This window comes from Musicola paradisiaca NCPPB 2511 (genome assembly GCF_000400505.1).
GTDB classification, from domain to species: domain Bacteria; phylum Pseudomonadota; class Gammaproteobacteria; order Enterobacterales; family Enterobacteriaceae; genus Musicola; species Musicola paradisiaca.
Window position 1 is genome coordinate 515,740 of record NZ_CM001857.1, and the last position, 16,267, is coordinate 532,006.

Consider the following 16,267-nt stretch of genomic DNA (forward strand, 5'->3'; position numbering starts at 1 on the left):
CATTGGGCTGAGGACATGACGGCGGGAGCAAAGGCAACCCGATGCAGACGTTGCGAGGTGATATCTCTGTAAGGAACCGCATGGTTAAGTAAAAATTTTTATATATCCGCCATCGTAATATTAATAAATATTTCTGAGTTAACACGGCACGTTTGCCCTGACTGGGCTATGTTTTGACTGTGATTCAATGTGTTTCCGCTCTGTTTCGTTCTATCTCATAAAAACCCGAGATGCCCATACCTTTGGGGCCACACAGCATAATGACAACTAGCCTGGTGCCTTCTATCGTGCGGTGAATCGGCATCAGTCTAAGGAGAGGGATGTATGAAGCATGTCCGACATCTGTTCGTTAAATCCACCATCGCCGTTGCGCTGAGCGCTGGTGTATTGCTACCACAGACCGCTGCTGCCTGTTCCGCTGACGGCGATTACATTGGCAGTGTGTGTTATATGGCCGGTACCTATTGCCCAGCTGATGACTATTTGCCTGCAAACGGTCAAACGCTGAATGTATCTGAGTATCAAGCGCTCTATGCGCTAATTGGCAACATTTATGGTGGTACTCAGAACAAGACCTTCGCGCTGCCTGATCTGCGGGGTAGAACTGCGATAGGTTCAGGCCCGCTGTCAGGTACGACGTCGGTTTATACTCCGGGACAGAAAATCGGGCAGGAAGTCTCAAACGTTGTCGGCACTGGCTCGGTGACGCTCACCGCCTCACAGGTTCCGCCGCATACTCACCACGCGACCTTAACGCTGAACGGCGTCTCGGGTACGACGCCGGTAGCCAGCGGCGCTGTTTCCCTGACATCGCTGTCCGGCAGTATCACCAACCTGCCTTTCAGTGCGGTAGCCAGCCTGGGTGTCACGGGTATCGCCAAAATCGGTTCGTCCACCACCACCGGCAGAAGCGTGAGCCTCACGGACAAAGCCCTGTTGACCTCCGTCGGCGGGCCTTCCGCCCAGATCTACGCGCCTTCCGGCACTAACGATCGGCAAGTGGGGCCGGACGGCAGCGTCACCGGCACTGCGAGTGGTACCGTCAGCGGTACCGCGAACGGCGGCCAGTTGTCAGGAACGGCGTCGGGCAATATCAGCCTGCCGGTAGTGGGTGCGGTCACGGTGGGGGCGAATGCGACGGTTCCTGCTCCGGTAACGGTGCCGGTAGCGGTATCGGTACCGGTGCGCGATCCGTCGTTAGTGATGACGGCCTGTATTGCCGTCAAAGGGTATTATCCGCTTCATCCTTGACGCGACGGTCAGTGAAGGGGGGCGGTTTGCCTCCCTTCCGGGCAGGCGAAAACGTGTTGATATAACGACACGGAAAACAGCACAGAATGTAAAAATAATTGTAAACTTACAGAGGGAGAACATAAATTTAATCTTTCTTGCGATCTGAAATAGTTACTCATAATAAAAAACGATTATTTATTCATTTTCAAACGGTTCGGCTACTGACTGGCATCATTGTTGACAGCAATTTGAGGTTTCGGGGTACTTCTATGTTATGGCGTCATCTGTTCCGTAAGAAAGGCAGCCACCCGGCCTGCCCGGTTGCATCGGTTTCCGAGATACCGTTGGGGTATGCACTGGAAGCCCGTATGTTGTTTGATGGTGCGATTGCCGCCACGGTCGATCAAACCGCAGAAACTCAACCCACGACCACGCAAACAGCCTCGGCCGAGACGGCCACTCAGACTGACGGTAGCCATGCCGAGGGTACTACCGACCACACCGACTCATCTTCCTCAGGAACCAGTACACAGAGCACAACCTCTGATAGCAGCGAAGCTGTGGCGGTCGCCGGTGAAACCACCCACAAAGAAGTGGTGTTTGTCGATACCTCGGTGGCTGATTACCAGACGCTGGTCAGCCAGATACCAGCCGGGATGGACGTGGTATTGCTGGACAGCAGCCAGGACGAGTTGACCCAGATGGCGGAATGGGCGCAAACGCACAGCGGCTATGATGCAATCCATATCATCAGCCATGGCGCGGAAGGGCGTATCTATCTGGGGGGATTAACTCTAGATACCGCTACGGCTGCGGCTCGACAAAGCGACTTGAGCGCTCTTGGCGCGGCGTTGACGGAGACGGGCGATATCCTGTTGTACGGATGTTCGGTGGCGTCGGGTGAAGGCGTGAGTTTTATTGAAGAGATCGCCAGCGCCACCGGCGCGGATGTCGCGGCATCCAGCGATTTGACCGGCAGCGCAGAAAAAGGCGGTGACTGGACGCTGGAAAAAAGCGTCGGCACTGATGCTATCCAGGCCACTGCCTTATCGTTTGATAACTATAATGAATTGCTGACTATCGTTACATTCGACCAGACTGATTACGATAGTGGCTCGGGTTTATACACCAAAACGGTCAGCTCGGTGTCATTCACCTTTAACGGAACGGATTTCTTCTCTTTCAACAACAATCACGATGCTGGCTATATGGTGTACCCGGACAGCGCGACGGGCGACACCGCGACCAAAGTGACGATTGCCGTTGCTTCGGGCTACACCTTCGACCTGACCAGTTTTAGCTATTACACCACTAACGCCGATATCATCACCGTGACTTTCACTTATGCCGATAATTCGACAGTCACCGGAACGCTGACGGCCACGTCGGACACGGACATTACTCTCAGTGATTTCTCCGTGTTCAAGGATGCGTCGAACAATGCCTTGCCGACTTTGGCCAATGACGTGATTAGCGTGGTGATCGCGTCTTCCAATAGCGCCGGTACTTACGATTTCGGCACCAATAACTACGATATTTCCGATGTCAAAACCATCACGCCGAAAGACACCACCTCCACGGTAACGGCTGGTGCCGCCAGCGAGGCGACGACGTTTTCCACCACCGCAACCTCGGTCGCCAGCGCCACCTCATTGCTGGATTTTACCATCACGGATACGGGGGCATCGGATGGCGTCGCCACTACCGTCAGTGCGCTGTCAGTAGATGTCACCGGCACCGCGACATCATCGGAACTGAGCGAGATGACCTTCCTGCTCAGTGGGCCGGATGCCACTAACGTCGTTGGCACATACAGCAGCAGTACCGGCAAAATTACGTTTTCCGGGCTCAATTTATCGATTGCCGATGGCGACCATGAAACCTACACCATCAAAGCGTATTACAGCGATAACACCAGCAGTAACGACATTACCGATCACCACACCGTGATACTGTCCGTCAATGCCAGCAACTTTACCACCGGGTCGGGCAGTTCCACCTTTACTAGCGGCCAGTCCAGTGTCACCAACGGCAGCGGCGCCAGTATTGATGTGGCGGCCACTAAACTGATTTACAGCCAGTCGCCTTCCACCTCGGTGGTCAGCGGCATTAACTTTACTACTCAACCTACCGTGATCGCGGTTGACGATCGCGGCAATATCGATACCGATTTCAGCGGCACCGTTACCCTGAGCGAAAATGGCAGCGGCTCGTTGACCGGCACCACCTCTGTGACCGCCTCGAACGGCATCGCTACCTTTAGCGGCGTGAAGTACACCTCGGCCAGCGACGCGGACGCCAACTTTACGCTGACTGCCGCATCCGGCAGTCTGGTGAGTGCGACTTCCGCATCGATTGATCCCGATGTGGTTGCAACGAAGCTGGTGTTCTCGACTCAGCCGGTGCCTACCACGGTGCAGGATGGTCAGAGCACCAGTTTTACCACCGTGCCGGTGGTGCAGGCGGTCGATGCCAACGGCATGGTGGATCAGGATTACACCACCAACATCGTCTTGTCGGTCACTGATCCCAACGACGGAACGGTCGACGGCACCGTCAACAGTCTTACAGTGACGTCAGGCGATCAGGATGCCAGCAGCACGACGGTAACGTTGACGCCATCCGGCGGTATTGCCACCTACACCGGCTTGATTATTCAATACACCAACAGCGGCAGCACCAATACGCTGGCATTACGCGCTACCTCAGGCAGCCTGACGGCGGTCAACAGTTCATCGCTCACCTCAACCTCCAACACCGCCCCTGTTTTCAGCAACCTCAATGGCGGTGCGACCTTTACTGAAAATGGTAGCGCGGTGGTGATAGACAACGATGTCACGGTCGCGGATACCGAGCTGAATAGCCAGGGCAACTATAACGGTGCGTCGATAACCATCGCCCGCAATGGTGGGGCCAGCAGTAATGATATCTTCGGTAATAGCGAGCTGTTAGGCGCGCTGATGCAAGGGCAAAACTTCACCTACAACGGTACGACGGTGGGCAGTGTCACGGCGAACGCCTCCGGCACGCTGACGCTAACGTTCAATAGTAATGCAACGTCGGCGATAGTGAATGCGGTGCTGCAATCCCTGACCTATACCAACAGCTCTGACGATCCGCCAGCGAGTGTGACGCTTAACTGGACCTTTAATGACGGTTCGCTCAATAGCACGGGTACTAATCAGGCGGTGATTTCCATTACGCCGGTTAACGATGCGCCAACGTTATCCAGCGGCGCGTTGGTGACGCTGACGTCCACGACGGAAGACGCCACTTCGTCGTCCACGACGGTGTCGTCGCTGCTGAGTGCTGCCGGTTACGCGGATGTGGACAGCGGCGCGCTCAGCGGTATCGCGCTGACGGCGCTGAGCGGCAACGGGACGTGGCAATACTCGACGGACAGCGGAACCAACTGGTACAGCGTCGGCACGGTGTCCAGCACATCGGCGTTGCTGCTCAGTTCGACGGCGCAGCTGCGTTATGTGCCGGATGGCGCTACCGTCGAAACCGCCGCCTTCAATTTCAGCGCCTGGGATCAGACCAGCGGCACGGCCACCACCGGGGCGACCAAGGGGCTGGCGGATACCTCGACCACCGGCGGCAGCAGCGCGTTCTCCAGCAACAGCGCGCTGGCCTCGCTGACGGTGAGCGACGTTAACGATGCGCCGACCTTATCCAGCGGCGCCTCGCTGACGCTGACGTCCACGACCGAGAATGTCACCTCGTCATCCACGACGGTGTCGTCGCTGTTGAGTGCTGCCGGTTACGCGGATGTGGACAGCGGCGCGCTCAGCGGTATCGCGCTGACGGCGCTGAGCGGCAACGGAACGTGGCAATACTCGACGGACAGCGGAACCAACTGGTACAGCGTCGGCACGGTGTCCAGCACATCGGCGTTGCTGCTCAGTTCGACGGCGCGAATTCGCTATGTGCCGGATGGCGCTAACGGCGAAACCGCCGCCTTCAATTTCAACGCCTGGGATCAGACCAGCGGCACGGCCACCACCGGGGCGACCAAGGGGCTGGCGGATACCTCGACCACCGGCGGCAGCAGCGCGTTCTCCAGCAACAGCGCGCTGGCCTCGCTGACGGTGAGCGACGTTAACGATGCGCCGACCTTATCCAGCGGCGCCTCGCTGACGCTGACGTCCACGACGGAAGACGCCACTTCGTCGTCCACGACGGTGTCGTCGCTGCTGAGTGCTGCCGGTTATGCGGATGTGGACAGCGGCGCGCTCAGCGGTATCGCGCTGACGGCGCTGAGCGGCAACGGGACGTGGCAGTACTCGACGGACAGCGGAACCAACTGGTACAGCGTCGGCACGGTGTCCAGCACATCGGCGTTGCTGCTCAGTTCGACGGCGCGAATTCGCTATGTGCCGGATGGCGCTAACGGCGAAACCGCCGCCTTCAATTTCAACGCCTGGGATCAGACCAGTGGTACAGCAACAACGGGGGCGACCAAGGGGCTGGCGGATACCTCGACCACCGGCGGCGGCAGCGCGTTCTCTACCAATAGTGCGCAAGCGTCACTGTCGGTGAGCGACGTTAACGATGCGCCGACCTTATCCAGCGGCGCCTCGGTGACGCTGACGTCCACGACCGAGAATGTCACCTCGTCATCCACGACGGTGTCGTCGCTGCTGAGTGCTGCCGGTTATGCGGATGTGGACAGCGGCGCGCTCAGCGGTATCGCGCTGACGGCGCTGAGCGGCAACGGGACGTGGCAATACTCGACGGACAGCGGAACCAACTGGTACAGCGTCGGCACGGTATCCAGCACATCGGCGTTGCTGCTCAGTTCGACGGCGCAGCTGCGTTATGTGCCGGATGGCGCTAACGGCGAAACCGCCGCCTTCAATTTCAGCGCCTGGGATCAGACCAGTGGTACAGCAACAACGGGGGCGACCCGGGGGCTGGCGGATACCTCGACCACCGGCGGCAGCAGCGCGTTCTCTACCAATAGTGCGCAAGCGTCACTGTCGGTGAGCGACGTCAATGACGCGCCGACCTTATCCAGCGGCGCCTCGGTGACGCTGACGTCCACGACCGAGAATGTCACCTCGTCATCCACGACGGTGTCGTCGCTGCTGAGTGCTGCCGGTTATGCGGATGTGGACAGCGGCGCGCTCAGCGGTATCGCGCTGACGGCGCTGAGCGGCAACGGGACGTGGCAATACTCGACGGACAGCGGAACCAACTGGTACAGCGTCGGCACGGTATCCAGCACATCGGCGTTGCTGCTCAGTTCGACGGCGCAGCTGCGTTATGTGCCGGATGGCGCTAACGGCGAAACCGCCGCCTTCAATTTCAGCGCCTGGGATCAGACCAGTGGTACAGCAACAACGGGGGCGACCCGGGGGCTGGCGGATACCTCGACCACCGGCGGCAGCAGCGCGTTCTCTACCAATAGTGCGCAAGCGTCACTGTCGGTGAGCGACGTCAATGACGCGCCGACCATCGGCAGCACCATCAGTGGTCAAACCGCGACAAAAGGCACTGCGTTCAGTTTCACGCTGCCAAACAGCACGTTTGTAGACGTTGATACCAGCGATACGCTAACGCTGAGCGCAACACTGGCGGACGGTTCACCGCTGCCGAGTTGGCTGGCGTTTAATGCGGCGAACGGTACTTTCTCCGGCACGCCCGGCAATGGCAATGTGGGCAACCTGAGCATTCGCGTGACGGCGACCGACAGCAGTAATGCGTCGATCAGTACGACGTTCGATTTGGCTGTTAATGACAACAACCAGTCCCCGGTGGTGAATGGTACGCTGGCGGCGCAGACGGCGACGCAGGACAGCAGTTTCAGCCTAGTGGTGCCAGCCAGTTTGTTCACCGATCCGGATTCTGGCGATGCGCTGACGCTGAGTGCGGCACAGGCCGATGGCTCGGCGCTGCCGGGCTGGCTGACCTTTAACCCGGTGACTCGTACGTTGTCCGGCACGCCGGGCAGCGGCGATGTGGGCAGCCTGACGATTCGCGTCACGGCGACCGATAGCAGTAGCGTGTCGGTGAGCGTCACATTTGGCCTTTCCGTTACCAGTAGCGCGCAGGATGGCGTTGATCCGGAGTTCAAAATGAACGGCGGTACAACCGCGCCGCAATTGTCTTCGACCCCAACGGTGGCTGTTAGCGTCGCGTCGAATGCGCCGGTAACGCTTGGGTCGCTGTTTAGTTCGTCATCGCTCGGCGCGATCAGCACCGGTGTAACCGCGGAAAGCGCGACGGTAACTGCGTCGATCTTCCAGTCTTCCCAGCAGAAGGCGTCTACCACGACGACGCCCGTCAGTCAGATCTCAAACGCCTTTGTGGTGGGCGCGACGGGCGGTGTGAGCCATTTCGACAGTGCGCTGGGGTCTTTCCCCAGCTTCAACACCGGCGGCGCGTTGGGCGGCAGTTCTTCGTTGGCGGGGCTGTTTTCGGGCATCAACCTGCCTTCGCTGTCGACGATGTCGGTGTTCTCCGGGGGGAGTTGGCGGGATATCAACACGAATACCGGCAGTGGTGGCGGATTCACCGCCTCATCGCCTGGTGGTTCGGCGATGAATTTCACCCCCAGTCTGGAGCAGCAATTACAGCAGTTGGGTGATAACGAATGGCAGCGCCTGGCGGCCATTGAACAGGCGTTGCTCGCGATGGGGCAACAGCAAGAGCAACAGGGATGATGAGCGGCGTCCTGGACATCGACGGCGTCATGACAATAACAACAATGGGCAGGAGTAGAACGTGTCAAAGGGTCGTAAGTTTTTCAGTCTTAGCCTGATGGTGATGGCGATGAGTGGCTGCGCCGTAACGAGCCAGCCCATCTCAAAACAACAAAGTGAACAACGCATTCAGCAAGACAAGGTTGTCATGTTTGGCAAGCAGGAGCCTGTCACTGCGCCGATTACCTTGTACGACGCCATGGCGCGGGCGCTGAAATACAATCTGGAAGCGCGGCTCAAGGTGATGGAGCAGGCATTGTCACAGCAACAACTGGAGCTGGCGCGTTACGACATGCTGCCCCAGATGGCGATGGCGGCGGGTTATGTCGGGCGCAGCAATACCAGCGCATCCAGCAGCCGTAGCGTGGAAACCGGGAGACAATCGCTGGAGCCGTCGACCTCGCTGGATCGTGATCGTCAGGTTGCCGACCTGACGATGGTCTGGAACGTGCTCGATTTCGGCGTCAGCTATGTCGGCGCCAAGCAGAAAGCCGATCAGGGCTGGATTGCCGAAGAGCGTAAACGCAAAGTGGTGCATACCATCCTGCAGGATGTGCGCTCGGCGTACTGGCGGGCGGTGGCGGCTGAGCGCTTGCTGGGGCGCATTGATGGCTTGATCGGCCGGGTCAATCAGGCGCGCGAGGCCAGTGAGCACATGAGTACGCAGCAGGTGGGCGATCCGATTGAAGCGCTGAGCTATCGTCGCGCGTTGATCGATGCGGTGCGTCAGTTGGAAGAGCAACGTCGAGCGTTATCGCTGGCGAAAACGGAACTGGCAACCTTGATGAACCTGCCGCTGGACACGCCTTATACGCTGGCGTTGCCGGCAGGTAAGGACATGGTTACGCCGCAGTTGACGGTGGATTTCAATACGCTGGAGCAGGCCGCGCTGGTTAGCCGGCCGGAGCTGAGAGAGCAAGATTATCAGGTGCGCATTCACGCGGCTGAAACCCGCAAATCCCTGCTGCGTATGCTGCCGGGGATTGAAGTGAGCGCGGGCGGTCACTACGACAGCAACTCGTTCATGGTCAATCAGAGCTGGGCGGATGTCGGGGTGAAAGTCACCTGGAATTTGTTCAACTTGCTGTCCGGGCCGGCAGCGCATAAAGCGGCGCAGGCCAATGAAACCGTATCGGAAATGCAGCGCCAGGCGATGTCGCTGGCGGTGATGGCGCAGCTTTACATTGCCCGCGCCAATTTCAATGAGGCATTGCGTCAGTACAAAACCAGTACGGAATTGCGTGACCTGGACGGCCAGATCGCCGAACAACTGCAAAACCGTTATAAAGCGAACAGCATCGGCGAATTGCAGCTGATCCAGGGCGAGCTGAACGCGCTGAACGCCAGCCTGCGCCAGGATCTGGCCTATGCGGAACTGCGTAATACCTATGGGCAAATTCTGTCGACGGTCGGGTTGGATTTATTGCCGAAGAAGCTGCCTTCCGATCGGCTCGCCGATATCAGCCAGGCGCTGCGTCAGTCGGAAGCCAACTGGCAACAGGGCAATATCGGTTCACTGCAATCCTTCTGATCCCTTTCTTGTGTTTTGTGTCATGCGGCCCGTTGCGGCCTCATGACACGCCTTCTACGTCATGTGTTCTCCGGCGCCTTGGTTTCTTCACTGTATGGGTGCAGTCATTGCCTTATTTTGGTGCGTTGATGGCCCTGTGGTGCGTGACGTTGCATCGGTTTTTTACCCTACGGCTCAGGGAAAACGTATTTTTTTCGTTTGAATAGATTTTCTGACGTCAGCGTGGATTTTTCTCATGTTTTTTCCTGCTGCTCAGTTTTGAATGCATAAATATTGCATATATATGCAATATAAATCATTGTTTTTAATGTAAAAATATAACTCACTCCGATTTTATTCATTCTCTGGCACGATAGCTGCTCTATAGTTGTTATAAGGTCGGATAACAGCACATCTGTTTTCCGGTTGGTTGGGTGCCGAAGAGTGATGAGTGAAAATTAAATATAAAACAATTTGTTACGTTGGTTATTCCAAGGTAGTGCCGATGGAATTCCCCGTTTACCGAAAGCACGCCGGCTGGCATGCGCTGTTTTTTATTGATTCTGCGCCATTCGGCGGCCAGGTGGCCTGAAGAGGCAAAATAATGAAGAACTACCGAGGTCAGTATGGAGTATCCCGAGTCTGTTTCCCGTCGTGATTTTGATGACCGCATGGTGCCGGTCTATGCCCCCGCCGCGTTTATCCCGGTGCGCGGCGCAGGTTCCCGCGTGTGGGATCAGGCAGGAAAAGAGTATATCGATTTTGCTGGCGGCATCGCGGTCAATGCGTTAGGGCACGCGCATCCGGCAGCGCAGGCGGCGCTGGTTGAGCAGGCGGGCAAGCTCTGGCATATGGGCAATGGCTACACCAATGAACCGGTGTTGCGGTTGGCGAAACAGCTGATCGACGCCACCTTCGCCGAACGGGCGTTTTTCTGCAATTCCGGCGCGGAAGCCAACGAGGCGGCGTTGAAGCTGGCGCGCAAAGTGGGCCACGACAGTGGTATCGCCGATAAAAACCGTATTGTGGCGTTCGGCAACGCCTTTCACGGCCGCACGCTGTTCACCGTCAGCGCGGGCGGGCAACCCAAATATTCCCAGGATTTCGCACCGCTGCCCGGCGGGATATTCCATGTACCGTTTAACGATCTGTCGGCGGCGGAAGTTGCCGTCAATGAACGCACCTGTGCGGTGATTGTCGAGCCGATTCAAGGGGAAGGCGGCGTACTGCCCGCTGATCCGGCGTTCCTGCAAGGGCTGCGCGCCCTGTGCGATCGTCACGGCGCGCTGCTGATTTTCGATGAAGTGCAAACCGGCGTCGGCCGTACCGGGTCGCTATATGCCTATATGGACTACGGCGTCGTGCCGGATGTGTTGACCACCGCCAAGGCGCTGGGCGGCGGCTTCCCGATCGCCGCCATGCTCACCACCGAAAAACTGGCGCAGTCGCTATCGGTCGGGTCACACGGTACCACCTACGGCGGCAATCCGCTGGCGGCGGCGGTAGCCGGTACGGTATTCGGCCTTATCAATACGCCGGAGGTGTTGGCGGGCGTAGCGGCGCGCCACCGTCGCCTGGTGGCCGGGTTGGATGCATTGAATCAGCGCTATCCGGTGTTTTCCTGCGTGCGCGGCAAAGGGCTGCTGCTGGGCGCGGTACTCAAGGAGGCGTTTGCCGGGCAGGCCAAAAAGCTATTGCGTTTGGCGGGCGAAGAAGGGGCGATCATGCTGATGGCGGGGCCGGATGTCGTGAGGTTTACGCCGTCGCTGATCATCCCCGAAGCGGACATTGACGAAGGGGTGTCGCGGTTGGCACGCGCGCTGGCGCGATTTTGCGCCGAGTGCTGATAACCGCGGGAGGATGCAAAGATGATGATCATTCGCCATGTTCAGGAGCACGATCTGGCCGATTTACTGACGCTGGCCGGGAAAACCGGCGTCGGGTTAACGTCGCTGCCGTGTAACGAAGCGATTCTTTCCGCCCGTATCGAACGGATGGTGAAAACCCGCCAAGGCAGCGCATCAAGGGGGGAGCAAGGGTATCTGTTCGTGTTGGAGGATACCGATGCAGGCCGAGTGGTCGGCGTCAGCGCACTGGAGGCGGCGGTAGGGTTGGAGGAGCCCTGGTACAACTTTCGTGTCGGTACGCAGGTTCATGCCTCAAAAACGCTCAATGTCTACCGGGCGGTGCCGACGCTGTTTCTCAGCAACGATCACACTGGCTACAGCGAGCTGTGCACGTTGTTTCTGGATCCGGACTACCGCCATAGCCTGAACGGCAAGCTATTGTCCAAAATACGTTTTCTGTTTATGAGCGCGTTTCGCTCGCATTTTGCCGACAAAGTCTTCGCCGAGATGCGCGGCTATGCCGACGATGACGGACGCTCGCCGTTCTGGGAAGGCGTCGGCAAACACTTCTTCGCCATGGATTTCGCCACTGCGGATTACTTAAGCGGTACCGGCCAGAAAGCCTTTATCGCCGAACTGATGCCGCGCCATCCGCTGTACGTGGATTTTTTGCCGGAAGACGCCCGCGCGGCGATCGCCAAGGTGCACCCGCATACGGTGCCGGCGCGCCGGGTGCTGGAGTCGGAAGGGCTGCGCTATCAGGGCTATATCGATATTTTCGACGGTGGCCCGACGCTGGAAGCGGCGCTGGACGAGCTGCGCGCGGTGAAAGAGAGTCGTCGCGTTAGCGTTGCGTTGGGCGAGCAGCCCACATCGCCGGATGCGCCGGTGTATCTGGCGGCCAATGACGACTATCTCAATTATCGGGCGCTGCTGGTGCAAGGCGGCGTCGGGCACGACACCTTGAATGTGGATGCCGCCCAGGCGGCGGCGTTGGGCGTACAGGCGGGTAGTCCGGTACGCATCCTTCCTTTGACGACTGCGGAGAATCGCTGATGTCGCATGCATCCTTGTTTATCGACGGCGTCTGGCGGCCTGGCCGCGGCGGCGTCGTCACCAAAACCGACCCGCTGGATAACCATGTGCTGTGGCAAGCCGCCGGCGCGGATGAGCACGATGTGGCGCATGCCTGTGAGGCGGCGCGGCGTGCGTTTCCCGCCTGGGCGCGTCGTTCGCTGGCTGAGCGTATCGCGGTGCTGGAGCGTTTTGCCGTGCTGCTGGAACAGCATAAAACGGCGCTGGCGGAAACCATCAGCCGTGAAACCAGCAAACCACGCTGGGAAACCCTGACTGAGGTGCAGGCGATGATCGGCAAAATTGCCATCTCGCTGAAGGCCTACCAGCAGCGTACCGGCGAGAGCAGCACGCCGATGGCGGACGGCGCGGCGACCTTGCGCCATCGGCCGCACGGCGTTCTGGCGGTGTTCGGCCCCCTATAATTTTCCCGGCCACCTGCCGAACGGGCATATCGTCCCGGCGCTGCTGGCGGGTAACTGCGTGGTGTTCAAGCCGAGCGAGCTGACGCCGCTGACCGCTGAGGAAACGGTGACGTTGTGGCAGCAGGCCGGGTTGCCGCAGGGCGTGCTTAACCTGGTGCAAGGCGGGCGCGACACCGGCGCGGCGTTGGCTGCCAGCCCGGAGATCGACGGGCTGCTGTTTACCGGCAGCGCGGGCACCGGTTATCACCTGCATCGCCAGTGGGCCGGGCAGCCGGACAAGATGCTGGCGCTGGAGATGGGGGGCAACAATGCGCTGATCGTCGATGAGGCGACGGATATCGAACGCGGCGGTCAACCTGACGATTCAGTCGGCGTTTATCTCCGCCGGTCAGCGTTGCACCTGCGCTCGTAGATTGCTGGTGCGCGACGGCGAGCAAGGGGATGCATTCCTGCGCCGGTTGGTGGAGGTGGCGGCGCGTTTGCGCGTCGGACGCTGGAACGATGAACCACAGCCGTTTATGGGCGGTGTGATTTCCGCTGCGGCGGCGGATCGGATGATGACGGCGCAACGGCAACTGCTGGCGTTGGGAGCCAAACCTTTCCTGCCCATGACGCGGCCACAGGCGGATAACGGGCTGCTGACGCCGGGCATTCTGGATGTCACCGGCGTGGCGGGGGTGCCGGATGAAGAATATTTCGGCCCACTGACCTGCGTGACGCGCTACCGGTCGTTCGACGAGGCGCTGCGCCTGGCCAATAGCACCCGTTACGGGCTGGCGGTGGGGTTGGTGTCGCCTGAGCGCGAGCGGTTTGAACGCCTGTTGCTGGAGGCGCGCGCCGGTATCGTTAACTGGAACCGGCCGTTGACCGGGGCCTCCAGCGCGGCGCCGTTCGGCGGCGTAGGCGCTTCCGGTAATCACCGCGCCAGCGCGTTTTATGCCGCGGATTACTGCGCCTGGCCGATGGCGTCGCTCGAAAGCGAGACCCTGACATTGCCCGCGGCCTTGTCGCCGGGGCTGTTGCTGTAACCCTTATCCCGCCTGGAGAACCATGATGTCTGGATTTGAAATGAATATGGACGGGCTGGTCGGGCCGACGCACCACTACGCCGGCCTGTCGTTCGGTAATGAAGCCTCGACCCGGCACCGCGATGTCGTCGCTAACCCGCAACTGGCCGCCCGTCAAGGCTTGCTGAAAATGAAGGCGCTGACGGATCTGGGGCTGACGCAGGCGGTGCTGCCACCGCAGGAGCGTCCGCATCTGCCGATGCTGCGCCGTTTGGGGTTTAGCGGCAGCGACGAAGCGGTATTGGCGCAGGCGATGCGCCGTTCGCCGCGCCTGCTCTCAACGCTCAGTTCCGCGTCGTCCATGTGGACGGCCAACGCCGCCACGGTATCGCCGTCGGCGGACAGCACCGATGGGCGCGTGCATTTCACCGCCGCCAACCTGAACAATAAATTTCATCGTTCGATCGAGGCGGAAACCACCTCGGCGGTGCTGCGCGCCATTTTCCGCGATGACCGCCATTTCGCCCACCATCAGGCGCTGCCGCAATCGGCGTTGTTCGGCGATGAAGGCGCGGCCAACCACAACCGGTTGGGCGGTGATTATGCCCGCCGCGGCGTGCAGGTGTTTGTCTACGGCGTACAGCAGTTTGACGGCGAGCCGGGGCCGCAGCGCTACCCGGCGCGCCAGACTCGGGAGGCCAGCGAGGCGATCGCCCGGCTGCACCAGCTCGATCCGGCGCACACGGTGTTTGTGCAGCAGCACCCGGCGGTGATTGATCAGGGGGTGTTTCATAACGATGTGATCGCGGTCAGCAACCAGCAGGTGCTGTTTTGCCATCAATTGGCGTTCTTGCATCAACCGCAGGCGTTGGATGAAATCCGGCGTAAGCTGGCGACGTTGGAACAGACTCTGCATGTGATTGAAGTCGCGGCGGCGCGGGTATCGGTCGCGGATGCGGTTGGCACCTATTTGTTCAACAGCCAACTGCTGACCCGGCCGGACGGCGGCATGACCATCGTGGTGCCGGAAGAGTGCCGCCAACATGCAGGCGTGTGGGAGATGTTGAGCGAGATGGCAGCCAGCGGCGGGCCGGTTGACGATATCCGGGTGTTTGATTTGCGCGAAAGCATGCGTAACGGCGGCGGCCCGGCCTGCCTACGGTTGCGGGTGGCGCTCAACGACGCCGAGCGGCGGGCGATGAATCCCGGCGTGTTGATGAACGACGCGCTGTTCGTCACGCTGAACCAGTGGGTGGATCGCCACTATCGCGATCGGCTGACGCAGGACGACCTGGCGGATCCGCAGCTGCTGCGCGAAAGCCGCGCCGCGCTGGATGAATTGACCCGCATTTTAGGGCTGGGGTCGGTCTATCCCTTCCAGCAGTCATCCCGTTGATCGCAGAGAGATACACAATGAATGATTTTCTGGCTCAGACCCTACGGGGTGAAATGTCGACGCCGTCCTGCGGCGAGCAAGGTGGTTTGCGCTGGCGCTGGTTGGGGGAAGGGGGGCTGGAACTGACGCCGACGGCGGGGTATCAGCGTGCGGTGGCGCTGTCGGCCGGGATCCACGGCAATGAAACCGCGCCGATCGAACTGCTCGACCGGCTGGCGGGCGATCTGTTGACCGGCCGGCTTCCCTTGACGGTACGGCTGCTGCTGGTATTGGGTAATCCGGCGGCGATCCGCGCGGGAAAACGCTACTTGCACAGCGACATCAACCGGATGTTCGGCGGGCGCCACAGCCGTTTCCCGCTCAGCGGCGAGACAGTGCGCGCCCACTGGCTGGAACAGGCGCTGACGGCGTTTTTTGCTGCGGATGTGCTGACCGGCGGCGTCGAGCGTTATCACTACGATCTGCACACGGCGATTCGTGATTCGCTGTTGCCGCGCTTCGGGCTGCTGCCGTTCCAGGAACGTCCTTATAATCTGCTGCTGTTGGAAAGCCTGACGGCGGCGGAGCTGGATGCGCTGGTGGTACACCGCGAGCCGGGCGGCACCTTCAGCCATTTCAGCAGCGAGCAACTCATGGCGGCCAGCTGCACGCTGGAGTTGGGCAAAGCGCGCCCGTTGGGGGAGAACGACCTCAGTCAGTTCGATGCGATCGACCAGGCGCTACGGGCGTTGGTGAGCGGTACGTCGATGCCGGTACGCCGGGTGGCGCCGATGCGGTTATTCAGCGTGGTGCGTTCGCTGATGAAACGCAGCGAGGCGTTTCAATTGCATGTCGCCGGTGATGCGCCGAATTTCACGCCGTTTGCACGCGGCACGTTGCTGTGCGAGCAACCGGGGGAAGCGTACCGGGTCGCCCATGAGCGGGAGTGGATATTGTTTCCCAACCCGTCGGTGGCGCAAGGGCTGCGTGCCGGCATGGTGCTGACGGAGATAGCGCCGGGCGAGTTGGCGGGGGGCGTGTTGTCGCAACCGGCGGACTGAGGTATGGCCCTTAACCGCGTTGCGTATT

Annotated in this window: 7 protein-coding genes and 1 pseudogene; all 8 read left to right on the forward strand. The window is 59.8% G+C overall.

The window, feature by feature from the left end:
- Positions 1 to 324 precede the first annotated feature (324 nt).
- The 8 genes and pseudogenes from DPA2511_RS02475 (at position 325) to astE (ending at position 16,239) form a co-directional block, all read left to right on the forward strand.
- On the forward strand, positions 325 to 1,251 hold the full coding sequence (locus tag DPA2511_RS02475; protein WP_023638118.1) for a phage tail protein: 927 nt from the start codon (positions 325 to 327) through the stop codon (positions 1,249 to 1,251).
- 251 nt (positions 1,252 to 1,502) lie between these two features.
- Positions 1,503 to 7,901: a DUF4347 domain-containing protein gene (locus DPA2511_RS02480; RefSeq protein WP_012764112.1), complete on the forward strand. Its 6,399-nt coding sequence runs from the start codon at positions 1,503 to 1,505 to the stop codon at positions 7,899 to 7,901.
- 61 nt (positions 7,902 to 7,962) lie between these two features.
- Positions 7,963 to 9,471, forward strand: a complete 1,509-nt coding sequence (locus DPA2511_RS02485) for a TolC family protein (protein WP_012764113.1) — start codon at positions 7,963 to 7,965, stop codon at positions 9,469 to 9,471.
- 605 nt (positions 9,472 to 10,076) lie between these two features.
- On the forward strand, positions 10,077 to 11,297 hold the full coding sequence (locus DPA2511_RS02495) for a bifunctional succinylornithine transaminase/acetylornithine transaminase (RefSeq protein WP_012764114.1): 1,221 nt from the start codon (positions 10,077 to 10,079) through the stop codon (positions 11,295 to 11,297).
- Positions 11,298 to 11,318: 21 nt separating this feature from the next.
- Complete coding sequence (astA, locus tag DPA2511_RS02500) at positions 11,319 to 12,353, forward strand: arginine N-succinyltransferase (protein ID WP_012764115.1); 1,035 nt, start codon at positions 11,319 to 11,321, stop codon at positions 12,351 to 12,353.
- A pseudogene (gene astD / locus DPA2511_RS20935) lies at positions 12,353 to 13,824 on the forward strand (succinylglutamate-semialdehyde dehydrogenase). Before astA ends, astD begins: the two are co-directional and overlap by 1 nt.
- 25 nt (positions 13,825 to 13,849) lie before the next feature.
- Positions 13,850 to 15,199, forward strand: coding sequence for an N-succinylarginine dihydrolase (gene astB / locus DPA2511_RS02510; RefSeq protein WP_012764117.1), 1,350 nt, complete (start codon positions 13,850 to 13,852; stop codon positions 15,197 to 15,199).
- Between the two features lie 17 nt (positions 15,200 to 15,216).
- Complete coding sequence (astE, locus tag DPA2511_RS02515) at positions 15,217 to 16,239, forward strand: succinylglutamate desuccinylase (RefSeq protein WP_012764118.1); 1,023 nt, start codon at positions 15,217 to 15,219, stop codon at positions 16,237 to 16,239.
- The last annotated feature ends 28 nt before the right edge of the window (positions 16,240 to 16,267 follow it).

What these genes read in the sequence shown, in the direction of transcription:
- DPA2511_RS02475 (WP_023638118.1), top strand. Translation starts at nt 325, where the DNA reads ATGAAGCATGTCCGACATCTGTTCGTTAAATCCACCATCGCCGTTGCG.
- DPA2511_RS02495 (WP_012764114.1), top strand. Translation starts at nt 10,077, where the DNA reads ATGGAGTATCCCGAGTCTGTTTCCCGTCGTGATTTTGATGACCGCATG.
- DPA2511_RS02480 (WP_012764112.1), top strand. Translation starts at nt 1,503, where the DNA reads ATGTTATGGCGTCATCTGTTCCGTAAGAAAGGCAGCCACCCGGCCTGC.
- astB (WP_012764117.1), top strand. Translation starts at nt 13,850, where the DNA reads ATGTCTGGATTTGAAATGAATATGGACGGGCTGGTCGGGCCGACGCAC.
- astA (WP_012764115.1), top strand. Translation starts at nt 11,319, where the DNA reads ATGATGATCATTCGCCATGTTCAGGAGCACGATCTGGCCGATTTACTG.
- astE (WP_012764118.1), top strand. Translation starts at nt 15,217, where the DNA reads ATGAATGATTTTCTGGCTCAGACCCTACGGGGTGAAATGTCGACGCCG.